Raw genomic sequence first — 25,029 nt, forward strand, 5'->3', positions numbered from 1 at the left:
TAACTAACTTTCATAATTTTAGAAGAAGGGTTTTACTAAATTGGTATTTCTGTTGTTAATTTAACATATCTAGTCTGGGAGAGCCATAAAAAATAATGATTGAAGGCTAAAACCACAAAAAAATAGCCAGGTAATATCGAATAGGTTGGAGAAATTCACAATATTATCGATAATAATATCCAACCACGTCTTTTTTTTTCAGGTTTTTCCATCGTAAGAGTATTATCCACAAGTTAAGTGTTTACACGTAGAATAACATTGAAAATTCGCCTCTAAATTAAAGATTACACAAAATTTTGAGCCTTCTCCAACTTGGGAAGACACGCTTACACTAGCCTGGTAACAATCTGCAACATACTTAACTGTACGCAAGCCCAAACCTACAGGAGTCACATGAGATTCAGTACCATTAAGCATAAAGGAACTAGCAGACTGGCTAATCCGTTCATATGGTTTACGAGAACGTTTTGTGTCCAAATCGCCCGTTGCTTGTAAAGATTTCTGTTGGGTAAAGCGCTTCCCGTTCGCTGCAAAAATATCCACAGTGGGGAGTACTTCTGGTGAGATAATAGAAAAAGAATCTCCCAGAGAAATTCCTCCCAAATCAACATTCAACTGCTGTAACTGTATTGAGGTCATACCCACACCAGTATCTTGAACCGTCAAGCGGAGGAAACCAGCTACTTGGACATCAAGCTTGATAGTAACAAAACCGCCCCACTGGGTATACTTAAAAGCATTAACAACCAAGTTACAAACCATCCGCCAAAGATGGTTATAGTTTGCGTATATGCATATATCAACGGCTTCAGGCTCAACCAATAGGGTAAAGTTGATATACTGCGCGATCGCATAGTCGAGAAACTGAGCATGGATAGAATATAAAAGTTGAGAAATATTGATAGATTCAATCTTCCTACCTGATAACAAGCTTAACTCACTCTTCAACTCGGCAAGAATACCCAAAGCAGTGGTAATAGTAGAGCAGGAAGTATCTAGTACAGAATGTAACTGCTCAGGACTATGACTATAATTACCCGCCTTTGCCAAACCCAAGACAAAGTTAACTGCCTTCAAAGGGTGGTAAACATCATGGGACAAAATCTCTAAATACTGGGGAAGCTTTCGGAGGTAATCAGTATGCCTGCAAAGACATAAATCCACCCGCCGCAAAAGTTCAAATGGTGTAAAAGGATACACTAAAAAATCATCAAAGTCAGAAGCACAATTCAAATCATCTGCTGATTGCACAACCTTGATAACTGGCTTACCAGGACAATAAACAGTCGCTAATTTAAAAGTGGCATTCACTATCAAGTCTATATTTTCCAAAGTATTGGGAATAGTAGACTTAGTAATCACCACATAACTTGGCTGCTGCAAGCTATCAACAATCCTTGCAACAATTTGATTGCGCCTCCTGCCAATTACCAGAATTTTATACAGCACAAAAACTATATACAAACACTGCTGCAACTATCAAAACATCACACAGTCAGTAGTTACCTCAGAAATAACACTAAAATAAGCTATAAATTAGAGTTAATTAAAAGTTTAAGATTCTCCTGTTTCTTTAATTTTATATGAATATTAAAAAATAATTAAATGAATAGCTAATTGTTTATGAATATTATTAAGTTTTAGCACTGATTTCAAAAGAATGATATAAGTAGTGTTACGTACATAAAAAAATATATTTAGAATATGAAACATATAAAAACTGTCCTAGTTGAAGACCATCATATATTCAGACTAGGTTTAAAAGCTGTATTAGAAGGAACGAACCAAATTAAGGTTTGTGGGGAAACAGGATACGGAAAAGAAGCCCTAAGTATAATTAAAAATACAGATCCAGATGTAGTAATTGTTGATGTAGGGCTACCTGATGTAAGTGGAATAAAAGTAGTTGAACAAATTAGAAATATTTATTTAAATAAAATTAAGATTATCATCGTAACAGCAAACCGAGACAAGAAGGCAATAAAAGAAGTGTTCAAGAAAGGAGCAACTTCTTTTTTTAGTAAAAGCAATGAAGAAAATAAAATCGTCGAGGCAGTTTTAACTACCTACAAAGGTGAATCTTGGATTGATCCACATATACACACAATAGTAGCAGAAGCTATGTGGGAATTTAATAACGAAATCCCTAGAGAAATAATTACAAAGCGCGAATACGATGTACTAAAATTACTAGCCAAGGGGCTTACCTACGAAGAAATGGCCAACAAGCTTTGCTTAGAAATTAGTACTGTGCGCTCGCACGCACACCGAATAATTAGTAAACTCGACAAACCAGAAGAAGGAGAGATAACAGAAAAATATAAACCCACTAGGGGGAAAGCTGTATGTGAGGCTCTCAGGTTGGGAATACTCAGTCCAGAAGATTTAACGGAAAAAATATACAAAGAAGCGAAAGAATTTGCTCCTAATTGCGATAAAAATAAATTTTTTGCTGCGTGATTATTTTTGATTGCTAGCATCAATGATACAGCCACCGGGATTCTTACCTTGGCGGCAAGTCCGAATAATACCAGCATTTCTCTTATAAATTTGCCGAGCATCACGCCCTTCTTTAGATTTAGCCCACTCTAGAAGTGTGGCATCTTCAGGCTTAAGATTAGCTGTAACAGGGGACTTACCACTAGATTGGGAAGCTATAGCCATATTGAAAGTAAAAGCCCCTATAGCCACACCCAACGCCAGAACGTAACCTAAAATAAGACTAATTTGAGCTAGCTTAAAGTTACTAACATCAAGTGAACCTAACCCAGTAGCTAAAGAAGAACTGGCATTTTGCTTCCTTATCAACTCTTGGGCTGCTTTAGCGATCGCACTCCTCTGCTGGACGATCGCTACCTCAGCAGCATCCTTGAGTGTCTTATCAACCTCCAACGTCCAGCCTGCTATCACAGTATCAAGTTTGCCAGGTAGCTGCATAATTGCGTATTGAGTAGTACCCATCTGAGCGTACAACTTAAACAAAGGATCGGATGGCTTCATTCCCGACTTAGCTATCAACACCTCAATATACTCTTTCTCTTTTTCTAACTCCTCTTTATTAGGGTTATTTTCTGTAGAAAAATTTGTAACTTTGCTCATAAAATAACCAATTAAAATAAAACAATAAAAATAATATAAAGCCTAAAAATTTTAAAAATGAGCTTGTTGTTGAGTTAATTCACTTCTGTCTCTTTTTAAACCTAAATACACTGGAGTAACCTTGTGATACATGACAGTATCATGAAAATTTTCTATCCAATTATATACTATAGAACGATATAGAACTTGCATATCTGACTCCGTAGTAATAGCCATACAATAAGGTAAATTTGTATCTTCTAAGTCTTGATAAACATAATCTTCAAGCTTTGGTAGTATCAGTTCTGTTCCTTTTAATTTGCTAATATCTTTCTGGATTTCAGTATCATCGTAGTACTTAAATAAGTTACCAAAATATTGGTTTTTAACTATTAGATAATCAGCCTGGATACCAACAAACTGATAGAGAAATTGTAAGTATTTAACACAATCTATACGATTAGAAATAGGATGTATAAAAGTAGTACGATAGCCCAAAGAATTTAAATTTTCTAAAAAAGATATCTCTTTCTCAAATCTGAAAAAATCTAATATATTTTGACCTGGCATATCAGTCAATGCTAAGTCAATTTCTGAAAACATCTCCAGTTCATTTAACAAAACATCAGAATCACCCCTATTAAGTCCCAAATGCTTAATATGAAAGCCTAATTTATCATATACTGATAACTTATTAGACAAGTCACCAGGAAATCGACCGTGGTAGAAAGCACGAATATTTAATTCATACTTCTTGTATAACTCTAAAAGCAATCTAGAAACTGTAGACTTGCCAACACGAGAGTCACCAATCGTAATCACAAATCTCTTTCTAAACATACTATGCTGTTTCTTGAGGTTGCTCTTGAGACTGCTGTTGAGTAAGTTTGTCTTTAATTACAAGTCTTGTTGCGTGTGATTCCCCCTCAGGCAATTTCTCGGAATCCAATCCCAATAGTTTATGAGCAGGTTGAAGTTTTTCTTCAAAATCTTTTAGCCACGAACCAACTCTTGCTCGAACTGAAATGGCAGCACCGAATTCTTTTGATAAAGCCTGACCAAATGTTAAGCTATTATCATCAATAAAATCATAACAATAATCCATTAAATCAGGCATCAAGACTTCAACTAAACCTTTTTTAAGTAATGTATTACGTATATCAGATGAGGTGTAACGGCCAAATTTATTTTCATCTCCAAAAAACAGGTTTTTAACAACTACATAATCAACTTTATCACCACAACATTCTTCATACAAAGCCTTTAAAATATTTACAGAATCACGAAGTCGATTGATAACCGATACCATAGTAACTCTGTAGCCAAGTTCATCTGCAAGGATGTCAAAAAAGGACAGTTCCTTTACAAATAACTCAAAAACACCTCCAGATTGTGCTGGCAGATCGAGCAGAACTAGTGGAAAATAATCTGCTTCCAAATCAATCAATAACTGGTCTGCTTTACCCTTATCAAAAACATTAATACAACGAATTAAGCCAGAATATTTTTCATAATGCCGATGTAGTTGATTGTTACGTTGGTCAGCATCATATGCAATACACCAAAGGTTTTTATCAATATAAAGTTGAAGTAAGGCTCGCGTAAATGTACTCTTGCCAACACCACCCTTGTCACCAGTAACAATTACAAGTCTTTTAATATTCTTATTAACTTGTTTTTGTTGATTATCCTTATTTAATTGATTTTTACCAGACATATAATTATTACCTTTATTATTGGTATGAGCCATATTAGCAATCACTAAAATCCAGGTTTCTTATTAAATTTGATAACCAATTGAGATAGGCAAACTTAAATCCAAAGTTTTGATAGAATAGTGTAATTATATATTAGCAATAAATCAAGTTAGTTCTGCTTGTAAAAGCAATTATAGTATCCCAAACCTGACTAATTAAAAAAACAAAGTAATATTCGATTTCTGACTAAAACTTTAGTATTAAAAGTAAAATTACTCGAAGTTTATTGATGTATAAACAATAATATTAAGACCAATAAAACTGTCCACGCTTGCTGCAAGAGCCACGAATACAACTCCTGGTTGCATATCAAACGTATCTGCTATAGCAAAAACCACCATCAGTACAAGTATCATGGTAGATGTGGGATAGAAGTTGATGCATCCTGGCGCAATAACTTTACCCAAACCAGTAGTTACAACTTGTAAGGTTAATATCCCACTAAATATTATTCAGGCAATTATCAAAGCTCATGCAGCTGCTGAAGCCGATATAAATAAACTTGCTACATAATATAAAGTTAGTATACAAGATGCAACAAATATTATCCTTCACTACGCTTAAATCATATATTTATTTTTAATAAAAGTGCATCATAGTAAAACTAACACTTTTTAATTTTATTTAACTAAATATTATCTAATTTTTTAAAAATTATTATTAAATAAATTGCCGCATTTATTACACACAATATAAAAATAATTAGTTATTAGGAGTAATTAAGCAAATAATTAATGAAATAAGGTATAGCATCACCGTCATGATCACTCTTGAGAATCTTGGTCATGATATGAGCAGGGGCAACTTGCGCGAGGCGGTTCACTATATTAACAACAAACTCGTTAGATGCGTTGCAGCCATCAAGGTATCTAATCAACGCATCAGCAGTTGCCTTAGTCATCTTGCCTGGGTCTTTTACCCCTGCTTCCAAAATAAAGTCATCATAAATAGCTTTCTCGCTATCAGTAGAATTTTCCTTGCAAGCTTGCTGGATAATTAACTCAGTCTGCTGTTGTTGGTTTAAAGTTGCCATAGTGATTATTAGATATTATTAATATATGACTTAGGCTATACCTTTGCCAAAGAAAGAAGATGAAAATAGGGTTTATATGGCAGAGTTTTTGTCTTCCACAACGACTTTACCAAGCTATAAAAATGTTAATCTTGACATATTGGGTGTTACTCGGATGGACAACTTTTACTAGTTGATTCGCCCAGATGATAATCGCCAATAGATTTTCTAAAAATGGCTAGGTCTGGATGAAGTATCAAATTGTGAGTCTGCGTTCACTACCATAATATATCTTTGAGCTACACATCTCGTCATATCTGTTAGATAATGTCAAGGTAGATTTAACTATTTCCAACCGCTATTTTAAAGCCAAACTTCATAACAGCAGTGCTTTCAAGATGACAAATATTTAACTAAAAGTCCGGAAATGCCATAATAAAAACACAAGTTTTCACGCGAGAGGAACAGCTATGACACATTATGTGTGCGATTTATATAGCAATACAAATTGGAATATTCCACCAGAAGAAGTCGCTGCTAGAACATTCAATACAGAACAAGAAGCAGGACAATGGTTTAAAGATAAATACTCTGGTAACAGTCTTGAATTTAGTGGCTTTCATGACACTGAACGCTACGTCACCAACTGGGTTTATTGCAACGGTAAAGAAGTTGGTGAAATCACAAAACGCCCTAGTTCCAATGAATTTTAACCCTAGACGGAATTAGAGAAATCTCATGTCTTAAAGGGTTAGGTATGTCAGAGGCGCGAAAAGCTTTACCGAAACTACGCAAGATGTTTTTGACAAATCCAGTTTCTCCCTTTGAGCCTTATTACTCCCCAACTAGGGCGTGTATGCAAAGTACAGTAATCTCGTAATGTGGAACGTGTAGTGTCCAAAACAGTATCACATTGATGGAAAAAATTTAGATGCGTTTGTTTTGGCGACGATACAGTCCTTTAAAAGGTTCAATAGAGCAAAAACTTTTAAGCGGGGGGGTATTGAAGGGTAATTCAACAGTAAAAATGCTACCTTTACCTAATTCGCTTTGTACTTTCAAATTGCCTTGGTGTGCCTGAACAATTGCCATAGCAATAGCTAGTCCCAATCCAGAACCGCCAGTACTACGAGAGCGATCGCTATTCACCCGATAAAAGCGATCAAAAATTTGCGAAAGCTCATTGTGTGGAATGCCAATTCCAGTATCTTGAACTTGAATCACAGCATAATGGTCACTGCGGTCTAGGACAACAGTTACTTCTCCGCCCCGTGGCGTATATTGAATTGCGTTGACAATTAAGTTAGAAACTAAACGATAAAGCTGCTCAGAATCCCCTACAATATTTACAGGTTGACGAACTCGTATTAAAGATGTCAGCAACACACCTGCCGCATTAGACATTGCTACAAACTCCTCAATTAAGTCGCTAATAACGTCATCTAAGCAGCATAATTCACGTCGCATGGACATCGATTGGCGGTCTAAGCGAGCTAAGAGCAACAAATCAGCAACCAAAGTTGTGAGCCGCTGATTCTGACGCTGTATAGTTCGTAACATATCCCGTGCCTCTTCTTCATCTATCTGAGGCATCAAAAGTGCTGATTCTACTGTTGCTCCTGTTGCAGCTAGAGGTGTCCGCAATTCGTGTGCGGCATCCGCTGTAAACTGTTGAATTTGTCTATAGGATTGGTAAATTGGTCTCATTGCCAATCCTGCTAACCACCAACTAGCAACACCAACTAAACCCATTGCTATTGGTAATCCCAAAGCTAAAATTAATTTAACAGCATCTAGATAACTATTGAAGTCATTGAGACTTCGCCCTACTTGTATATATCCCCAATCTCGATTATCTTGGGTGTGCAGCACAAAGGAAACTTGGTGGTAAAGCCTGCCTTTACCGTCTTTAAGAGTTTGCCAAGTTTGCTTGTTAAAGGTTAAGGGCAGTCCTTCTGGAGGAGAGCCTGCCATAGCAACTAAGCGTCCGGAGTTATCGAAAAAGCGTACGTAGTAGTAGCCTTGGTTAACAACGCTTAAAGTATGGCGCTTAGAATTTAGCTGCTGTTGAATGCAATCATTACCAACCATACAAATATTTGGTAAAAGCTGCTGTATGACTGTTTCCAAGCGTCCGGGTTGCTGTAGTTTTAGTTCAATACTATCATGCAAAGTTCCTGCTACAGACTCTAGTTCTCGGTCTAAGGCTATCCAATGGGCATGAGATACTGCTTTGTAGACGCCGAATCCACACAGGCTTAAAATCAAAGCCATGACTAGCGCATACCACAGCGCTAAACGAATACGAGTCAGATTAAACAGTTTATTTTGATTCATCGCTAAGATTTAGACGATACCCCATACCATGCAAGGTTTCAATTGGGTTTGTGCAGCCACTATTTGTCAATTTGCGGCGTAGCAAACGCACTTGAGCTGCTACCACATTACTAGCAGGTTCTGCACTCACTTCCCAAAGCTGGTTGCGAATTTGTTCTGTGGTAACGATTTGGTTTGGGTGCTTCATAAAATACTCCAGTAGCTGGAATTCCTTATTAGTTAGGGGGATTACTTGTTTACCTCCACTAGCGTTTTGACTCACAACGGCACTACTGCTGTAATCTAGAGTCAGGTTACCAACAGTTAATTCTTTTAATTGGAAGTGAGGCGATCGCCTCTGTAATGCTCGTAACCGCGCTAACAATTCCGCCATGCCAAATGGTTTTACCAAGTAGTCATCTGCACCCGCATCCAACCCTGCAACTTTGTCTTCTATCCTATCCTTAGCTGTTAGCATCAACACAGGTAGAGGATTGTTGTTTTTTCGTAATCTTTGGCACAACTCTAAGCCTGACATTCCTGGCAGCATCCAATCAAGAATAGCTAATGTATAGTGTGTCCAACGATTTTCTAAATATGCCCAAGCCTCAGTGCCGTCCGTAACCCAATCAACTACGTACTTTTCTTGATTTAAAGTTCGCTTAATGGCAGCACCTAAATCCAATTCATCTTCGACTAACAGCACCCGCATAAACAATTCATCATTTAGAGATTTTTGGCAAATTTGTGAAGCAAGCATAATTATTAACAGGGTCTACCTTTAAAAATAGGTTGACAGAGGTTTATGAAATTAAAATGAAATTTTCAGGCTTGAAATAAAATTTAAGACTCTAATCCATAAGGCTCTAACTTAGATTAGAATCTTGGCAGAAGATAATTAATGAAGGAAAAACTCAGTAGACTTGCTTGTTGCAAATTAGAGTAAGGTTAATTAGAAAATTTATAAAAATTAATTTTCTTGTAATGAGTCTATTAAGCTAATTCTTAGCTTGACAGATAAAAATGAAATCAAGGTGAAATTTTAAATATTAAATTATATGAATTTATAAATACGATCCACTCACCAAAATATCACTATACAAACCCCCTGTTGCTGGGGTAAGTATGTTAAAACTTTGAGATGGCTGGTACTTGTCACTACCTGATTTGTCGTCGTTTCGATAAAAAGAATTTCAGAACAAAAGGTTCTGTAAGCTATTAAGATAGTAGTCAGAATGATTGAGCTAACTCACAAAACAGTATACAGAATCTTTAACACTCTTACTCCCCACGCAGCCTAAAAAGAACTAGCCATAAAAGGCGTTATGTTTACTACTTAAATTAGTTGAGGTATTATTGCATTTACTACTGAATATAACAAGAAAATATAACTTGATGAAATTAAAATGAAATATTTCCAATTATTTTTTATCCGAAATAAAATTATTAATTTGCAAAAGTTGTTAAATATAGTTTTTAACTACAGTGCTAAAGACCGTATAGCTAATAGCTAAATTTACTGTTATTTATCTAGTTTGATTGATGAAAAGCTAACGCAAGTTTAGAGTTTATTAATAGTATTTCCCCCAGCATATCTTGCTGAGGGAGGGGATTTACAAACTCACATACTACTGAGATGGAGTGCTGGTTCGCGAATTTTCCTTATAGCATTGTTGCAAGGCTAGGAGTCTTGTTAAAGTCGCTCCGCCAGTAGGTCTTGCTGGGGGAATATTTCCACACGCTCCTGTACTACTAGATTGTTGTACTGTGCTTTGTGGAAGTGTTTTATAGCACTCCTGTAAAGCTAGTAGTCTTACTAAACTGGCTCCACCAGTAGGTCTTGCTGGGGGAATATTTTCACACGCTCCTGTTTTTGAGGTATCTGCGTTTGCATAAGCAGCAGAACCTAACGATATCTGAAGCAAAATCATTCCTAAGGGAATCACCAAAATAGATGCAGTTCGGATGATAAGTGTTTTCATAGCTAAAATCCTCAAACATAAATGACTGGTGTTATTAATTGCGTTAAATAATCTTGAGAGACCAAGTTTCAGTACTTAACGACCGTAGGTTTGAATCCGAACTGTACCGAGAGGAATTTGTGCTGTTAGGTTAGGCATTTTGCCATAGACTTGGTACAGCCAAATATGGTTACGAATTGATGTATTAACGCCTTGCAGCTCAACTAATAATGTTGTTTGCGGTTCCACAGGTTGGGAAAAAATAACTGTAGCCGTGCGGTTACTAACAGAAACTTGAGCATCAATCTTTTCACCAGATTGATTCTTTACCTCAGTTCCCTTACTAATGCTTAAGAACTCTGGCAAATTAATAACTAGTTCTTTTAAGGGTTGCCCTTGAACATGAACCTTAAACTCATGCGTAGCGCCTTGAAACCCAACACTGCTCGGATATGCAACGCCACTCTCAAGATGAGAAACATTAGAATTGCCTATGTTTTTGTTGGCATAAGCAGCTGGAATGAAAGCAGCTATTATAAAAAATGCTGCACTTATATAAATTAAATTCCTCATAAAAAACTTTGAGAAAGATTAGTAGAATGAGCAATATTTACCTGCTCATCTTATAGCTATTTACTTACTCTCTTGACAGCCGTGGCTCAATTGATGAGCAGTTGCTTTGCCTAAAGAGGATAAGTCTGAATCTGAGCTAGACCAAGTGGAATTTCTCCATTCAATCCAACTTTCTTAGCGTAGACTCGGTATTGCCAAGTAGCAGTATATCCTGGTTCATATCTTGGAGTATTAACTCCTCTCATAAAAACTGATAGCTTTGTCTCAGGCTTTACTGGTTGCGAGAAAGCTAGTGTCGCTTTTCCATCGTTAATAGAAACCGTTGTTGAAACTTTTTCACCAGATTGATTTTTTACCTCAATTCCGTCATTAATTCTTACCCCCTCTGGTAAATCAATTCTTAGTTCTGCCAATGGTTCTCCCTGAACATGAACTTCAAACTTATGAGTAGCATCTACAGCAGTAGTATCATTAGGATAAGCAGCAGTTTTGACCAAATGAGAAGCATTAAAATTGCCTGGCTTTCCACTTGCCCAAGCGGGGGAAAATAAAGAAGCAATCGCCAAGGTAAAAGTACCTACATAAATTAGTTTTTTCATTTTCATTATTCTCCAAAGCAATCAATATTTGATTCCTATATTTATTAGTTTGATAGGCTTTAATGAAATCAGAGTGAAATTTTGCTGAAGGTGGAGATTTTTTACTATTCAATTACTTATTTATTTGATATCTGTTAACTTTTGATAATCTCTAAACTATAAAAAATCCTCCTTGTCTTCTCAATACCTTATAAGGAGAGATAAGGAAAAACTTTTATTATTAGCAAATAATCTAAGCAATATAGACTAAATTTAGCCCATATTTTTAATTAGATTAATTGGTATAGAGCTAATAAAATTATTAATTAAAGTTATTGACAATTAATAATAGAGGTGAAACTGAGCTACACCTATAGGTGTTTCTGCATCACTCTCAACATATTTTGCTGATATTTGATAGATATAAGCATTCCCCAAAAATCGTCTTTTGACATTTTTTAGTTCAACATTAAACTTGGTGTTAGGAGCAACTGGTTCAGCGAACGCTATTTGTATGTTTCTACCATCAACAGAAATATTTGCATTAATTTTTTGTTCTTTTTCATCCACAATCTTGATATTTTTGATATCACTACTGATAGTTATGGTATCAGGAGCGTTAATACTTAATTCGGTAAGAGCTTTACTATTTTTGGGAACGTGTACTCGAATAGTATGTCTAACAATCCGCCAGCGCGTAGGCGGAAATTGTACATTTCCATCAATATGAGGAACTGTCCCATCATCTGTATTAGCAGTTGCATAACTAGGAGATAACATAGCCATGCTAGTCAAAACCAAAGTAACGCTATATTTCAGTAATTTATTCATATTTAATTTCCGATAAATCAACTTGTTAACTAAAGCTTAGTAAAAAGGTTAAAGTTTTGGTTCATGCTTTATAAATCAACCTGTTACTGACATAAATATCACAATATTTGTAGAAAAATCCATAATTAGCTAACCCCCTTAATTCAGCAGTTAATTAGGGGAAACTAGATAGTTTACTTACTGTTGGCAGTTTTAAGCTGCTGTTAAGGTTATTGCCAAGGGAGGTATACTCCTCCTATCTACTAGTTTGGCAATTGTTGATGAAATTAGGATGAAATTCTAGATGAATTTTTGAGATAGTTGTCAAGTTTTGTAAATTAAAAATTTGGGAACTGAGCTACACCTACAGGAATCTCTTTATTGATACTAATGAACTTAACTGAAAGGTAATATATAGAAGTAAAACCAAGAATAGGTTGTTTGACTTTGTTTAGGTTGATAAAGAGCTTAATGTTAGAAGTAACTGGCTAAGGAAAATCTATATCAATCAGGGGGCTAATGACGAACATCTTAGACAACTGGTTAACTAGTAAGGGAACTATAAAAAGAATTAACAAATAACGAATAGAGGTAAATCTTCGATAGCGAGAAGCGCGGAATTCTTCAACAACCTTGTACTCTGCATTTGGCTCTAGTGTCTGTTTTAGCTTTTCTAGATCTCGTAGTATAGACCGAGGGATGAAGCTAGGCTTTTGAGATTTTGGGCTAGGTTTCATTCTTATTGATCCTAGAATATCAGGCTTTTTAGTTTTGTTATGGCAAAACTAAAAAGCCTGATAATAGTGTGAAATAAAGCCAAGGGATAAGCTTCTAAAATTTAGTATAGAAAATCAAGATGAAATTAAGATGAAATAGAATGCTATACCATAGTATGCTGTTTGTTACAAGAAAATAGGCTTATAGCACAACTACAAGCCCATTGGGGTTGTGAAACATGAGGAACATGTCTCTAAAACTTACTATAGAAAAATAAAATGAAATTAAGATGAAATACAGGTAAATCTATATAAAATAAGATTATCAAACTGCTTTTCTCTTATTATCTTCTAAAGCTAAAAATATACTAAAGTATGCTGTGCCAAGTTTGCTTTAATTGATTTTGAGTTTATTCGTGATAAGAAAACAGGCTTTTATAGTACTATACAAGCACTATCACAAAGCCTGAGATACGAATAAAAATCTAAGGACAGGCTTATTTTTTAATCTACTAAATCAAGATGAAATTTTCAATGACTATTGCACGTCTACCCAAAAATCAGCAGTGACGATTTTGCCATTACGATTGAATTGACCCCACATTTTATATTTTCCTGGCTTCGGGAAACTGGTTATAAAATGAACCTCACCAGTTGGAGTATTTTTCATTGCATGAGCATGAATATAGTCTGCTTGTGTTAACGGCGATGACTGCTTAAGGATAACTAAATGCCCTCTTTCTCCTAAATAAGGTTTCAAGTCTTTCGGTGGTTGGTTACTGACAGCATCTTGTAAGTTGAAAATTACATGAACTTCTTGTCCAGCTTTTAATGTCGGTTGAGATAACTTGAGATTAGCCTTAGTATTACCAAAAGTCTTTGTAGTAGCTAAATCAATTTTGGGAGCAGCTGGACTGTTACCTGAAACTTGTGCTTTCAAGACCGAAACTTGTTCTGCTTTTCCTGCTACTTTGTAATCACTGAAAAGAGTATAACTACCAGGATAGGGGAAATCAGCTTGAACTTCAAAGCGTCCATTTCCTTTATATGTAGGATGGATATGATTGAAAGATTGGAGATCATCACTTACAACAATCAAATGCATTAGTTCTTCTTGGAATTTGTCAAAATTAGCAATTGCTTTACCATTTTTGTCTTTCACTTCAATCACTATAGGAACAGGTGTGTTGGGAGTAATTTTGGTGGGGAGGGTAAGCTTTGCAGTGGTGATCGCAGATTCTAACTTGGAATGACCAGAATGCTCATCATGGGAATCTTCCATGTTGTGATCGCCATGAGAATTCTCCTTTGCCTCTGGTGTTTTAGAATCCTCCATATTGTGATCTGCATGGGGATTCGCATTACTTACGGTGCTAGCATTAGAGTCTGGTGTTTCACCAGATTTCACTTGTGAGGCGCAAGCTTGAGTGATAACAAGAGTTGAAGTGATAGCAAGTGCAGTAAAAAACCGCTTCATTTTATCTCCAATTAGTAACTGTAAGTTTGAAAAAAACATCATAACCAGGATATTTCACAAATATAAAACTGGCACGAATAGTGTACAAAGAAGTTTGGCTAATTTACAGATAACACTTGACCTGTGCCTAACCAGACTGCTAATTCTGCTGGTGCTTGAACCTGGTCTAAATAACGGCGTAGTTGTTGGCCTTCCAGAATTTCTGTATGTAGTAAATCTTGAGTCATTTCCTCCAATAAAGAACGATTTGTTTCCAGAATGCGTAAGGCGATATGGTGTGCCCCCTCTATAATGTCTTTCACTTCCTGGTCAATTGTTTCCGCTACCATCGGACTGACAGAACGACGTGGGTTTGAAAAGCCATCCAAAAATTGCTGCTGTACTTTTTCTAGGGCAACAGGTCCCAATTTTGGACTCATGCCATAGAGGGTAACTACTCGTTCAGCTAAATCTGTCGCCTTTTGGATGTCATCGCTGGCTCCGGTGGAAATCTTACCGATAAAAATCTCTTCAGCAGAACGCCCCGCAAGCAGTGTAGCAATTCGACCGCGAATTTCATCTTCTGCCATCAAAAAGCGGTCTTCTTCTGGTAGTTGCAAGGTGTAACCCAAAGCTCCCATGCCACGAGGAACAATAGAAATCTTTTCAACTTTGCCAGCCCCAGGCATTAAGGCTGCCACAATCGCATGACCTGCTTCATGATAGGCGACGGTTCTTTTTTCCACTTCATTGAGGACGCGGGACTTTTTCTGCAAACCCGCAATCACCCGTTCAATGGCTGATTTTAATGAAGCCATTGTTACTGCTTCTCGATTCTGGCGAGCAGCCAATAGTGCCGCTTCATTCACCAAATTGGCTAAATCTGCACCTGCAAACCCCGGTGTGCGGGTTGCAATCACCCCTAAGTCCACATCTTGGGCTAATTTAACTGCTTTGACGTGTACTTGAAGAATAGCCTCCCGCCCTTTTTTATCTGGACGATCAACGACTATTTGGCGATCGAAGCGACCAGGACGGCGTAGCGCTGGGTCTAACACTTCCGGACGATTAGTTGCCGCCAGAATAATCACCCCAGTATTAGCTTCAAACCCATCCATTTCAGTTAAAAGCTGGTTTAGAGTTTGTTCGCGCTCGTCATTACCTCCCATGACAGGCCCTGTTCCACCGCGAGATTTACCTAAAGCATCTAATTCATCTATAAAAACTATGCAGGGGGCTTGTTTTTTCGCTTGTTGAAACAAATCCCGCACCCGCGCTGCACCTACACCGACAAACAATTCAATGAACTCGGAGCCAGAGATACTAAAAAAGGGTACTCCCGCTTCCCCAGCTACAGCCTTAGCTAACAGGGTTTTACCTGTTCCTGGTGCGCCGATTAGCAATACCCCCTTGGGAATTTTGGCTCCAATACGAGTATATTTGGCAGAGTTTTTCAGAAATTCAACTATTTCTTGTAGTTCTTCTTTAGCTTCGTCAATTCCAGCTACGTCAGCAAAGGTGACCCCATTATTACCCTCAGAATAAATACGGGCTTTGCTTTGACCTACGGTCAGGGCTGCTCCAGCTCCTGCTTGAGCACGATTTAATATAAAGCCCCAAATAGCAACGAAAATCAGTGGGGGAATCACCCAGCCTAACAGGGTAGTCAAAAAGTTGCCGCGATCCGGCGGTATAGCTCCAAACTCCACATTTTTATCTTCGAGCAATTTTGGCAGGTTCTGGTCATTGGGGATGGGTGTGGTGACATAGACTTTTTCTGGAGGAGCAGGCTGATTTTGCTGAGTTTGATACTGCTCTGTCTTGCGAGTGTACTCAATCTGGTTTTCTCCCACTAAAGCCTTGGCAACTTTGCCTTCCTTTATATCTTCGAGGAATTGGCTGTAGAGAACTTCAGTTTTTGAGGGACGCATTCCCGGAGCAATGAAAAAGTGGAACAGAAACAGGAAAAAGAGGAGTATCAGCAGGCTACCGCCAAAATGATGGGGATTAGGGGTATTTAGGTTGCCATCTTTTTCAACGGGCATAGTGATTCTCCAAATTAAACGTTCTAGTTATAAATTCTGAATGCAGATATCTATATATATATTGTGTTTGTCGTTTATAGCTAAAGAGAGAACTCTATAATCAAGTTCTCACAAGGAAATGAAATTAAGATGAAATACTTTGCCAATCCTCACTTTTAAGATAGCAGGTATGAGATAGGAACCATAACAAGATGAAATGAGGATGAAACTTATTGCAAAACCTCATGTAAAAGTTAGACAGATGTAGTGTAAGACTGACCTATCACAATAAGATGAAATCAGGATGAAATTTATCGCAAAACCTCATTTAAAACTTGAACAGATGTAGTGCAAGACTGATATATCACAACAAAATGAAATCAAGATGAAATATTTTACAAAATCTGAATTTAAAGTTAGACAGATATAGTGTAAGACTGACATACCACAACAAAATGAAATCAGGATGAAATTTTTCTCGCTCTAATGAATGCACGAGTTTTTGAGCGCTTCAGCCTCCCCTAGTTCTCCCTGATCGCTCTCTAAATTTGGAGTAGGCTTCAAAGGTTATTCAGTAATGCCTTTCTTTAGAAATGCTTTAGTTTGTTGTTTTAAAGTGTTTTCCTTGAAAAAATAATCTTATGTAACAATTTATAAATGCCTTGCATAATCATTTGGACTAATTCGTATAAGTAGACGGGAGTTAATAATTTCTCCTGTACCAGAATTAAATAAGGAGGCTATCAAAAATAATCTGTATTTTTCCGAAAAACTATTCGGCAACGCTGTAGAAAATTAACAAGCAATCGTTAAGGAATAAGTGCAGAACTTATATGGTAGTAAATGAAGTTGTAAAACTAGGAACAGGTATCAAAATAACATGAGATGAAATAAAAAATGTCTGCAATAGTTTTTGAGGTATCAAAAATCAAAGATTTTCTACCTTCTTTGTGTCCTTGGTATTTCATATTATGGAGCAAAAATCCAAAATGGAGCGAAAACAGTTCTTGTATCCATTTGAGCAGCAATTAAAGTTTTGCCAGCTTGAGACTGAAGTAGAATTTCTGTTACAACAAATGCAGGATATCAATCATTATCTATCCTTATCAAACAATAATTCTGCTTTGCAAGTGAATTACAAAAAATAAAAACAAGAAATACAACACTTGCAAAAATAGTGATTATTTGATGTTTTGTAACCATTTTACTGGATAACGGTTAATCCCATTATTCACTTGTAGTTAAGGATTAAAAATAGTGTACATAAATCAGTTTCCTCAGAGGAAAACAATCCTGCTGACTGGTGCATCAGGAGTAGTTGGTCAAGCCTTATTAGCCCGACTTCACGCACATTCAGTTATTTGTCTAACATACAGAAAGCCAATCTCTCATCCTAATGCTACTACCATTCCTTGTGACATTTCCTTGCCTGGGCTTGGTCTTAGTCAGACACAATTAAAAGATATGGCAAAGTGCGTTGACTGCATTGTGCATTCAGCTGCGATCACTGATTTTGGTGAAACAGATGAATTGATTCACCGCACAAATGTACGCGGTTTGGAAAATATGCTGGAATTAGCGGCGATCGCTCAAGTTCCTTTCTACTATATTAGTACTGCTTTTATCCGTCCTCATCAGCGCAAAGATGGGCCATTAGAGCATACATACACTATCTCGAAACGAGAAGGAGAACGGTTAGTTAGAGAGAGCCGATTGCCCTATGCAATTATTCGCCCTTCGATAGTGATTGGCGATTCCACATCAGGTGAGATTGCACGTTTTCAGGGCATTTATAACATCATCAGTTCGCTTTTTAGAGGTTTTTTGCCCATCCTGCCAATGTTACCGCAAGCATATATAGATTTTATTCCTCAAGACGTTGTTGCTAATGCTATAGCGGGACTGATTGAGCATGATTGCGTAGCGGGTGAATATTGGCTCACTTCTGGAAATAAAGCCTTAATGGTACGCCAGATAGCAGATTTAATTGCAGAATTTGGCAAAAATCAAGGTATAGAAATTAACATACCACGCATGGTCAGCCCTGATATTGTAGATCGTCTGATCCGTCCTGCCTTTATGTCAGAGTTACCAAAATCCGTCAAAAAAGGTTTTGACTGGTTTGCTCAAGTCGCACCTTACTTGTGTAATGAGGAACCCTTCCCCATGTCATTACCAGAGATGGAAACTCGCTTTGGTGTAGCACCGCTACCACATTTGGAAACTGCCTTAACACACAGCCTCGAATACTGGGCTAGTCAAACAAGGGTCTGCTCTGGTGCAAAAGCTAAGAAAGACCGTGTCCAACTTGCTAAATGCGAATGTTGACATACTATGCTAATCAACAATTTAGCCTTGCAACACGGTTTTAGAACGTATAACACTATTTTATCTGACGCCAAAGCATTTCTGGCATTGTTGCAAGAAGAACAAGTAATTCAAGAATCTTACTTAAGTCGATTTGCAGAAATAGAGAGCGAGGTAGAGCAAACAGGAACCTATTGGCAAAGCTTTGATGAATTAGCTTATGGAGCAAAATTGGCGTGGCGCAACAGTACCCGATGCGTGGGACGTAGTTATTGGAACTCGCTAGAAGTTCGCGATCGCCGCAGCTTGAATCAGGCAGAAGAAATATTCGAGGCTTTGGTTGAGCATCTGCGGTTATGCACTAACGGTGGTCGCATCAAATCCCTTGCTACCGTATTTGCGCCGCAAGAACCAGGCAAACCTGGAATCCGCATTTGGAACGATCAGCTCATTCGCTACGCAGGCTATCGGCAACCAGACGGTTCGGTTGTCGGTGACCCGAAGTATGCCGAGTTCACAGAACTCTTGCAGCGAATGGGTTGGAAAGGAGGCGAAGGTACACCTTTTGACATCCTGCCCATCGTGATTCAGATGCCAAATCAGCGTCCAAAGCTGTTTGAGTTACCTGGCGATGCAGTGCTGGAAGTGCCAATCCAGCATCCTGATTACTCTTGGTTTGCAGAGCTTGGTCTCAAATGGCACGCGCTACCAGCTATTTGCAACATGATGCTAGAGATTGGCGGGGTTCAGTATACAGCCGCACCCTTTAGTGGTTGGTACATGGGTACGGAAATTGCTGCTCGCAACTTTGCAGATGAGAACCGCTACAATTTATTGCCCGTTGTGGCAAAACGAATGGGTTTAGATACACGCTATGACCATACCCTGTGGCGAGACCGCGCCATAGTTGAGTTAAATGTTGCGGTTCTATACTCGTTCCGACGTGCTGGCGTGACTATGGTTGACCACCACAGCGAAACTCGTCGCTTCGTGCAATTTGAGAAAAGCGAAGCACTTGCGGGAAGAACCACCAACGCCGATTGGGGATGGATTGTACCTCCCATATCTGGCTCAACGACGCCAGTTTTCCACCGCAACTATGAAAATGTTGAGCTAAAGCCCAACTTCTTTTCGCAGCCCGATCCCTGGCGACAGTTTGCGTCTCACAAAAAATCTGGTTGTCCATTCGGTCACTAAAAACAACAGTTTTGTCACTTTTCTAATTCAATAATTGGAGGAATAAATCATGAAAGCTTTAGTCACTGGTGCTACAGGTTTTGTAGGTTCTGCTATTGTTCGTCAACTTCAAGAAGATGGTCAACAAGTCAAAGCGTTAGTCAGAAAGGGTTCGGATCTAAGAAATTTGGAGAAACTGGATATTGAAATTGCCTACGGAGATATTACCGATTATGATTCGGTAGCACGGGCGATGCAGGGCTGTCATTCTGTTTATCACGGTGCTGCAATGGTAGCTTTTTGGGTTCCTCGTAAAGACCGCCACCTGTTTGACTGGGTTAATGTTGAGGGATCAAAAAATGTTTTTTCTGCTGCACTGAAACAGGATGTAGAGAAAGTAGTTTACACCAGTACCATCTCTACAATTGGTAGTTACGGAAAGGACACCCCCACAACGGAGAATCATAATTTCAATCTGTGGGATATGTCGATGGAGTACGAGCAATCGAAATATTCTGCTGAGTTTGAAGCTTATCGATTCGCAGCGCAAGGACTACCGATAGTTGTTGTTATGCCTTCCGCTCCTTTAGGTGCAAGAGATATCAAGCCAAACCCTGTAGGGAAGCTGATTCTAGACTTTCTCGCCCGCAGGATACCAGGCTACATTGATGGCGGTGCTAATTTCATCGATGTTGATGATGTGGCTTACGGTCATATCCTAGCAGCTAAGAAAGGGAAGGTGGGCGATCGCTATATTCTAGGACATGAAAACCTTTCTGTCGTAGATTTGTTCTCAGCTTTAGAAGCAATTTCTGGAGTTCCCGCTCCCAAATTGAAACTACCCTATGCGGGTGCTGTGAAGCTAGCTCAAATTCTAGAATTTATTTCTGACCACATCACCAATCAACATCCGCTCTACACCGCACCGATGGTCAAATTCTCCAGCCTTTACTACTACCTCGACACCAGCAAAGCAAAAAATGAGTTGGGGTTTGAACCCAAAAGCAGTGTCAAACAAGCTGCTATTAAGGCAATTGAATGGTTCTTGAATAATGACTATCTGCAAGTCAGCGACAAGAACAAATCTCAAATTCGCCAGCATCTGGAAGGCCAGGCTTTGACACCAGTATTTGCATAGATAGTTGCAAGTCTCAAGAGCAAGAGTAGAAAACTCTTGCTCAAATTACAGTGCATTTAGCTAGTGAGGCACACGTGGAAAGTAAGTTAGTAAATCAGAGGTTGTGTGAGATTGACCACTCTCTAATGCAAATACCAAATAGCACCTTTGGCAATCCCACCCTGTTACTATTTGTCGCTATCATTAACATCTTTTCAGCATCAATTATTGCCTATCTTTTAGAATATTTGCCTCTTCAAGCCTCAGCAGCAATTAACTTATTATGTCTGTACGCTCTGTATACAGTGAATCACGAAGCTGTACACCGCTTGGTGCATCCCAATCGCACGGTTAACAACTGGGTTGGGCGCATCGCAGCAGTGCTAGAGGGTACAACGTTCCCAATGTTTCGTATCTTGCACCCCCAGCACCACGCATTTACAAATCATCCAGAATCCGACCCGGACTATGTGATCGGTAGAAAACCACGCTGGTTGTTACCTCTTTGGACTTTAGTTCGTTTAACACACGACAACTCTTTCATGATTAATCGCCGTTTGTGGTCTAACAAACATCCACAATTAATTGAACATCTAATAACGGTGGGGTTGCAGTTGTCTGCGGTCATCAGTGCGGCTTGCATGGGTCATCTGCAAGATGTTTTATGGTTATGGGTTATTCCACTACTCATGGCTGGAGCGTTAATTGAACTAACGGTTGCATGGGCTGTGCATTTTCCTCAAGAGTCCCAGCATCCTTTGGAAAATACACGCATCTTTAAGGGGCAACTATTGCAGATACTGATGCTGAATCAAAACTATCATATTGTCCATCATCTTTGGCCCGGTATTCCTTGGTTTCGCTACGGCAAGGCAATGCCTTTAGTAGAAATGGCATTGCTAGAACATCAAAACCAGGGACAGAAAGTGCCAATCAAACCACATTTTCAGGTTAGTTAATCAATCTATTTAGAAATTGAGAGTGAGATGAAACAAAGCCAACAAATGCTTGAAAGTATGGAAATATACCCAGATTCACATCAAGCAGCTAAGTTTAGACAGCTTGTAATCCAAGGGCAAAAACGACACGTTAATAAATCTCTTGCCAAGCTGGCGGAATTAATGGGTACTCATGTTGAGGTTCGTTCTTCTGGAAACTACGTTTTTGATGAACGCGGACAGAAGTATTTAGCTTGTGGTGGTTACGGTGTTTTTACTATCGGTCACTGTCATCCTACCGTCATCGAAGCTGTGAAAGCACAACTGGAGCGTCATCCATTATCAACTCGTGCGCTTTTAAATGCTGAATTAGCTTCGGCAGCAGAAACTTTAGCTTCTGTCACTCCCAAAGGTTTAGACTACGTGTACTTTGGTAACTCTGGTGCGGAAGCCACAGAAGCCGGTCTCAAACTAGCGCGTTTATCTGGCAAACGCAAGCTAGTTGCAATGCAAGGAGGCTTCCACGGTAAGACATTGGGAGCGTTAAGTGTTACCAGTCGTACAGCCTATCGCTTGCCTTTCCAGCCTCTGCTCCCACAAGTCGAGTTTATCCCCTTTGCAGCTCCAAAAGCACTGGAGAATGTACTTTCTAATAACGCTCATGAATGCTGCGTTATTTTGGAGCCTGTGCAGGCAGAAGGCGGTGTCATTGTTCCCTACGAAGGCTACTTGCGCGATGTAGAGAGACTCTGCCGCCACTATGGAGCATTTTTGATTTTGGATGAAATTCAAACCGGACTCGCACGACTGGGAACTTGGTGGGGAGCAGATAGAGAAGAAGTAGTTCCTGATGTTCTTTTGGTAGGAAAGGCTTTAAGTGGAGGAGTAATACCTGTCAGTGCTGCTGTTGCTTCTGCTCAAGCTTATGAAAGGCTTAATCAAGATCCGCTGTTGCACACATCAACTTTTGCAGGTAGTCCTTTAGCCACAGTTGCCGCACGAGCAGCAATTAACGTCATTAAAAACGAGAATATCGTACCCAAAGCCAAAGAACTAGGTGAAAAGTTAGTTGTCGAGGTGCAGAAAGTTGTTGGCGAAATATGTCCCCATCTAGTTCGAGAAGTTCGCGGGATCGGACTGTTGATTGGGATTGAGTTTGAAGCTGATTATCTGGCTGGTGACTTCATGTTTGAACTCATGCACAGAAATGTGCTGGTTTCCTATTCGCTTAATGCTCACCGTGTTGTCAGATTGACACCATCGGCAACTCTGAGCGAGTCAGATATTGATTGGCTGCTGAGTGCAATTTCAGACAGTGCGATCGCTCTTTCTAAACGTAACTCATCTTTAAATATCGCTAATTCATAAAGGAGATTTTATCCATGCAATACCTAGAAATTGTCGCTAAAGTTTCCCTTCGCAGTGCCGAAGAAATTTATCCGATTCTCTGCGACTTTGATTCGTATCCAAACAATAGTCAAGCTGTACATAGCGTCACTAGCCAAGTATTATCTGACGGACGAACTATTTCTACTTGGGAAGTTGATTTTCGGGGCGGTGTGATGTCTTGGACAGAAGAAGATGTATTTGATCCCTCAAATTATACGATTAGCTTCAATCAGATTGAAGGTGATGTTGAACATTTCTCTGGACAGTGGAAAGTTCAAAATCAAGAAGATGATTGCCTGATACTATTTTTAGCTGAGTTTGACATGGGTATTCCCTCTTTAAGTCCAATTCTTGACCCTATTGCTATACAGGCACTACAGGAAAATATTACAGCAATTATTAGGGGTTTGTTTGGTGAAGAAGTGGAATTTTTACCAGTTCAAATTAATTTATCACAGACACAAGCACCAGATCAAGTTTCAGCAGCATAAGTTGCATAAATAGGAATCCTCATCTTGTTTTGATAGTTGTAGATTGGTTCTGGAACTATCAAAACAGAAAATAGTTTTGGTTTAACTTGAAATCTATTTCTATTATAGAGATGGTACAAATAAATGACGAAAGCCATTGACTGCTTAATTCAAGCTGAGAATAATTACTCTTATAAATTGTATAATTCAATCCTTGACGTAGATTTAGACGATTGGAAGCAAGTTTGTCAGACAAGTGATTCTAATGTTTACATGGATATTGGATTCTTATTGACAATTGAAAAAACTATGGCGGGCTTTAGCAAATTCTGGTATGTCATTTTTTATGACCAAAATGGTAATCCGTCTGCTTGTACTAGTTTATCTACATTTAAAGCTGACTTAGGAGTTGTTGCTAGCAAAAGCACTAAAGAATTTATTACTCATGTTAGACGTTTGCTGCCATCATTTTTATATTTAAATGTTCTTTTTTGTGGGTTACCTATTTCTATCGGTAAAAACCATTTAATTTTTGTAGAAAATGCTAATCAGGAGTTGATTCTAAAATTGCTTGATAGTATTATGAATACTATTGTAGCCAAAGAAAAAATAAAGCTTACTATTTACAAAGAATTTAATTCCCAAGAATGCAATCAACTAGATGCACTGCTACAGCTTAATTATCTCAAAGCAGAAAGTTTACCCATGCATAGCTTTCAGGCAAAGTTTGCTAATTTTTCGGAATACTGTGCTGCTTTAAAGTCCCACTATCGCAATGATATTAAAAGGTCAAAACGGAAATTTGAAAAAGCTGGTCTTCGCGTTGTCCAGTTGAAGGATACAGAAAAAATTTTGCAAATATATACTCCAGAAATACATCAACTGTATGAAGCAGTTGTCCAAAAGTCTGAAAATCAACTGGAGACTCTACCTATAAGTTTTTTTCGAGAGTTAGCAATTTATTTTCCTGGGCAATTACTTTTCACTCTTGTTTATAAAGATGACAAGATAGTGGCATTCAATTGTTCTATTTGTACGCAATCAAGTGTTCATTACCTATTTTGCGGATTAGATTACAGTTTAAATGCAGAGTCAGACCTCTATTTCAATTTAATGTATGCTGCTCTAGATGAAGCGTTGAAACAGAATGTATCAAAAATTGACTTTGGTCAAACAGCAGACACCTTCAAAGCCAAATTAGGCTCCTATCAAACGCCACTCTATATGTATATAAAAGGTACGGGATTTCTACTTAATTGGATTATTCGTAAGAGTTTGAATATTCTGTTTCCTAATCCGGCCTTAGTTCCGTCATACAACATTTATAAACAGTAGCCCATTTTTGCCAATT

At 38.3% G+C, this 25,029-nt stretch carries 24 protein-coding genes; 10 read left to right on the top strand and 14 right to left on the bottom strand.

Features of this window, described 5'->3' with window-relative positions; translation table 11 throughout:
* Nucleotides 1-222: 222 nt before the first annotated feature.
* Entirely contained in the window at nt 223-1,449 is a 1,227-nt protein-coding gene (locus QUB80_RS28205) for a sensor histidine kinase (protein ID WP_289792787.1), read from the bottom strand.
* Between the two features lie 255 nt (nt 1,450-1,704).
* On the opposite strand from QUB80_RS28205, the gene QUB80_RS28210 reads away from it, so the two are divergent.
* Entirely contained in the window at nt 1,705-2,460 is a 756-nt protein-coding gene (locus QUB80_RS28210) for a response regulator transcription factor (protein WP_289792788.1), read from the top strand.
* On the opposite strand, the gene QUB80_RS28215 is transcribed toward QUB80_RS28210, so the two are convergent.
* From QUB80_RS28215 to QUB80_RS28225, 3 genes are read right to left on the bottom strand one after another with little or no spacing between them, the layout of a single operon-like run.
* Complete coding sequence (locus QUB80_RS28215) at nt 2,461-3,099, bottom strand: DUF6753 family protein (RefSeq protein ID WP_289792789.1); 639 nt, start codon at nt 3,097-3,099, stop codon at nt 2,461-2,463.
* A 51-nt stretch (nt 3,100-3,150) separates the two neighbouring features.
* A complete protein-coding gene (locus tag QUB80_RS28220) occupies nt 3,151-3,900 on the bottom strand; it encodes a hypothetical protein (RefSeq protein WP_289792790.1) in 750 nt (249 codons plus the stop codon).
* Between the two features lie 19 nt (nt 3,901-3,919).
* The gene (locus QUB80_RS28225; protein ID WP_289792791.1) at nt 3,920-4,828 is read right to left on the bottom strand and encodes a P-loop NTPase family protein; all 909 of its coding nucleotides are present in this window, start codon (nt 4,826-4,828) and stop codon (nt 3,920-3,922) included.
* A 385-nt stretch (nt 4,829-5,213) separates the two neighbouring features.
* On the opposite strand from QUB80_RS28225, the gene QUB80_RS28230 reads away from it, so the two are divergent.
* The gene (locus QUB80_RS28230; RefSeq protein ID WP_289792792.1) at nt 5,214-5,348 is read left to right on the top strand and encodes a hypothetical protein; all 135 of its coding nucleotides are present in this window, start codon (nt 5,214-5,216) and stop codon (nt 5,346-5,348) included.
* Between the two features lie 196 nt (nt 5,349-5,544).
* Here QUB80_RS28230 and QUB80_RS28235 read toward each other — a convergent pair whose 3' ends face one another.
* Entirely contained in the window at nt 5,545-5,868 is a 324-nt protein-coding gene (locus tag QUB80_RS28235) for a hypothetical protein (RefSeq protein ID WP_289792793.1), read from the bottom strand.
* A gap of 449 nt (nt 5,869-6,317) precedes the next feature.
* Between QUB80_RS28235 and QUB80_RS28240 the strand changes: the two genes are divergently transcribed.
* Nucleotides 6,318-6,560, top strand: a complete 243-nt coding sequence (locus QUB80_RS28240) for a hypothetical protein (protein WP_016877473.1) — start codon at nt 6,318-6,320, stop codon at nt 6,558-6,560.
* A gap of 214 nt (nt 6,561-6,774) precedes the next feature.
* On the opposite strand, the gene rppB is transcribed toward QUB80_RS28240, so the two are convergent.
* The 9 genes from rppB to ftsH form a co-directional block, all read right to left on the bottom strand.
* Nucleotides 6,775-8,184, bottom strand: a complete 1,410-nt coding sequence (gene rppB, locus QUB80_RS28245; protein ID WP_289792794.1) for a two-component system sensor histidine kinase RppB — start codon at nt 8,182-8,184, stop codon at nt 6,775-6,777.
* Nucleotides 8,171-8,875, bottom strand: a complete 705-nt coding sequence (rppA, locus tag QUB80_RS28250) for a two-component system response regulator RppA (RefSeq protein ID WP_289792975.1) — start codon at nt 8,873-8,875, stop codon at nt 8,171-8,173. The genes rppB and rppA overlap by 14 nt, the downstream gene beginning before the upstream one ends.
* Before the next feature lie 916 nt (nt 8,876-9,791).
* Nucleotides 9,792-10,145 carry a hypothetical protein gene (locus tag QUB80_RS28255; RefSeq protein WP_289792795.1) on the bottom strand — a complete coding sequence of 118 codons (354 nt, stop codon included), beginning with the start codon at nt 10,143-10,145 and terminating at the stop codon, nt 9,792-9,794.
* Nucleotides 10,146-10,220: 75 nt separating this feature from the next.
* Nucleotides 10,221-10,697 (bottom strand): DUF2808 domain-containing protein, encoded by a 477-nt coding sequence (locus QUB80_RS28260; RefSeq protein WP_289792796.1) that lies wholly within the window; start codon nt 10,695-10,697, stop codon nt 10,221-10,223.
* A 110-nt stretch (nt 10,698-10,807) separates the two neighbouring features.
* A complete protein-coding gene (locus QUB80_RS28265) occupies nt 10,808-11,296 on the bottom strand; it encodes a DUF2808 domain-containing protein (RefSeq protein WP_289792797.1) in 489 nt (162 codons plus the stop codon).
* Between the two features lie 321 nt (nt 11,297-11,617).
* Entirely contained in the window at nt 11,618-12,106 is a 489-nt protein-coding gene (locus QUB80_RS28270; protein WP_289792798.1) for a DUF2808 domain-containing protein, read from the bottom strand.
* Between the two features lie 467 nt (nt 12,107-12,573).
* A complete protein-coding gene (locus QUB80_RS28275; RefSeq protein WP_289792799.1) occupies nt 12,574-12,822 on the bottom strand; it encodes a hypothetical protein in 249 nt (82 codons plus the stop codon).
* A gap of 517 nt (nt 12,823-13,339) precedes the next feature.
* Nucleotides 13,340-14,278 carry a DUF8832 domain-containing protein gene (locus tag QUB80_RS28280; RefSeq protein ID WP_289792800.1) on the bottom strand — a complete coding sequence of 313 codons (939 nt, stop codon included), beginning with the start codon at nt 14,276-14,278 and terminating at the stop codon, nt 13,340-13,342.
* A 98-nt stretch (nt 14,279-14,376) separates the two neighbouring features.
* The gene (gene ftsH / locus QUB80_RS28285; protein WP_289792801.1) at nt 14,377-16,302 is read right to left on the bottom strand and encodes an ATP-dependent zinc metalloprotease FtsH; all 1,926 of its coding nucleotides are present in this window, start codon (nt 16,300-16,302) and stop codon (nt 14,377-14,379) included.
* 1,236 nt (nt 16,303-17,538) lie between these two features.
* Between ftsH and QUB80_RS28290 the strand changes: the two genes are divergently transcribed.
* The 7 genes from QUB80_RS28290 (at nt 17,539) to QUB80_RS28320 (ending at nt 25,013) form a co-directional block, all read left to right on the top strand.
* Nucleotides 17,539-18,609 carry an SDR family oxidoreductase gene (locus QUB80_RS28290; protein ID WP_289792802.1) on the top strand — a complete coding sequence of 357 codons (1,071 nt, stop codon included), beginning with the start codon at nt 17,539-17,541 and terminating at the stop codon, nt 18,607-18,609.
* Between the two features lie 6 nt (nt 18,610-18,615).
* Nucleotides 18,616-19,785: a nitric oxide synthase oxygenase gene (locus QUB80_RS28295; protein WP_289792803.1), complete on the top strand. Its 1,170-nt coding sequence runs from the start codon at nt 18,616-18,618 to the stop codon at nt 19,783-19,785.
* A gap of 49 nt (nt 19,786-19,834) precedes the next feature.
* Nucleotides 19,835-20,902, top strand: a complete 1,068-nt coding sequence (locus QUB80_RS28300; RefSeq protein WP_289792804.1) for an SDR family oxidoreductase — start codon at nt 19,835-19,837, stop codon at nt 20,900-20,902.
* Between the two features lie 125 nt (nt 20,903-21,027).
* Entirely contained in the window at nt 21,028-21,840 is an 813-nt protein-coding gene (locus QUB80_RS28305; RefSeq protein WP_289792805.1) for a fatty acid desaturase, read from the top strand.
* A gap of 27 nt (nt 21,841-21,867) precedes the next feature.
* The gene (locus tag QUB80_RS28310) at nt 21,868-23,187 is read left to right on the top strand and encodes an aspartate aminotransferase family protein (protein ID WP_289792806.1); all 1,320 of its coding nucleotides are present in this window, start codon (nt 21,868-21,870) and stop codon (nt 23,185-23,187) included.
* A gap of 14 nt (nt 23,188-23,201) precedes the next feature.
* Nucleotides 23,202-23,699: an aromatase/cyclase gene (locus tag QUB80_RS28315; protein WP_289792807.1), complete on the top strand. Its 498-nt coding sequence runs from the start codon at nt 23,202-23,204 to the stop codon at nt 23,697-23,699.
* Nucleotides 23,700-23,822: 123 nt separating this feature from the next.
* The gene (locus QUB80_RS28320; protein WP_289792808.1) at nt 23,823-25,013 is read left to right on the top strand and encodes a GNAT family N-acetyltransferase; all 1,191 of its coding nucleotides are present in this window, start codon (nt 23,823-23,825) and stop codon (nt 25,011-25,013) included.
* The last annotated feature ends 16 nt before the right edge of the window (nt 25,014-25,029 follow it).

Source organism: Chlorogloeopsis sp. ULAP01 (assembly GCF_030381805.1).
Lineage (GTDB): Bacteria > Cyanobacteriota > Cyanobacteriia > Cyanobacteriales > Nostocaceae > Chlorogloeopsis.

Coding starts and splice junctions, on each gene's coding strand:
- QUB80_RS28310 (WP_289792806.1), top strand. CDS start 21,868: ATGAAACAAAGCCAACAAATGCTTGAAAGTATGGAAATATACCCAGAT.
- QUB80_RS28295 (WP_289792803.1), top strand. CDS start 18,616: ATGCTAATCAACAATTTAGCCTTGCAACACGGTTTTAGAACGTATAAC.
- QUB80_RS28210 (WP_289792788.1), top strand. CDS start 1,705: ATGAAACATATAAAAACTGTCCTAGTTGAAGACCATCATATATTCAGA.
- ftsH (WP_289792801.1), bottom strand. CDS start 16,302: ATGCCCGTTGAAAAAGATGGCAACCTAAATACCCCTAATCCCCATCAT.
- QUB80_RS28280 (WP_289792800.1), bottom strand. CDS start 14,278: ATGAAGCGGTTTTTTACTGCACTTGCTATCACTTCAACTCTTGTTATC.
- QUB80_RS28305 (WP_289792805.1), top strand. CDS start 21,028: ATGCAAATACCAAATAGCACCTTTGGCAATCCCACCCTGTTACTATTT.
- rppB (WP_289792794.1), bottom strand. CDS start 8,184: ATGAATCAAAATAAACTGTTTAATCTGACTCGTATTCGTTTAGCGCTG.
- QUB80_RS28225 (WP_289792791.1), bottom strand. CDS start 4,828: ATGGCTCATACCAATAATAAAGGTAATAATTATATGTCTGGTAAAAAT.
- QUB80_RS28230 (WP_289792792.1), top strand. CDS start 5,214: ATGCATCCTGGCGCAATAACTTTACCCAAACCAGTAGTTACAACTTGT.
- QUB80_RS28320 (WP_289792808.1), top strand. CDS start 23,823: ATGACGAAAGCCATTGACTGCTTAATTCAAGCTGAGAATAATTACTCT.
- QUB80_RS28235 (WP_289792793.1), bottom strand. CDS start 5,868: ATGGCAACTTTAAACCAACAACAGCAGACTGAGTTAATTATCCAGCAA.
- QUB80_RS28315 (WP_289792807.1), top strand. CDS start 23,202: ATGCAATACCTAGAAATTGTCGCTAAAGTTTCCCTTCGCAGTGCCGAA.
- QUB80_RS28215 (WP_289792789.1), bottom strand. CDS start 3,099: ATGAGCAAAGTTACAAATTTTTCTACAGAAAATAACCCTAATAAAGAG.
- QUB80_RS28260 (WP_289792796.1), bottom strand. CDS start 10,697: ATGAGGAATTTAATTTATATAAGTGCAGCATTTTTTATAATAGCTGCT.
- QUB80_RS28240 (WP_016877473.1), top strand. CDS start 6,318: ATGACACATTATGTGTGCGATTTATATAGCAATACAAATTGGAATATT.
- QUB80_RS28270 (WP_289792798.1), bottom strand. CDS start 12,106: ATGAATAAATTACTGAAATATAGCGTTACTTTGGTTTTGACTAGCATG.
- QUB80_RS28265 (WP_289792797.1), bottom strand. CDS start 11,296: ATGAAAAAACTAATTTATGTAGGTACTTTTACCTTGGCGATTGCTTCT.
- rppA (WP_289792975.1), bottom strand. CDS start 8,875: ATGCGGGTGCTGTTAGTCGAAGATGAATTGGATTTAGGTGCTGCCATT.
- QUB80_RS28255 (WP_289792795.1), bottom strand. CDS start 10,145: ATGAAAACACTTATCATCCGAACTGCATCTATTTTGGTGATTCCCTTA.
- QUB80_RS28275 (WP_289792799.1), bottom strand. CDS start 12,822: ATGAAACCTAGCCCAAAATCTCAAAAGCCTAGCTTCATCCCTCGGTCT.
- QUB80_RS28300 (WP_289792804.1), top strand. CDS start 19,835: ATGAAAGCTTTAGTCACTGGTGCTACAGGTTTTGTAGGTTCTGCTATT.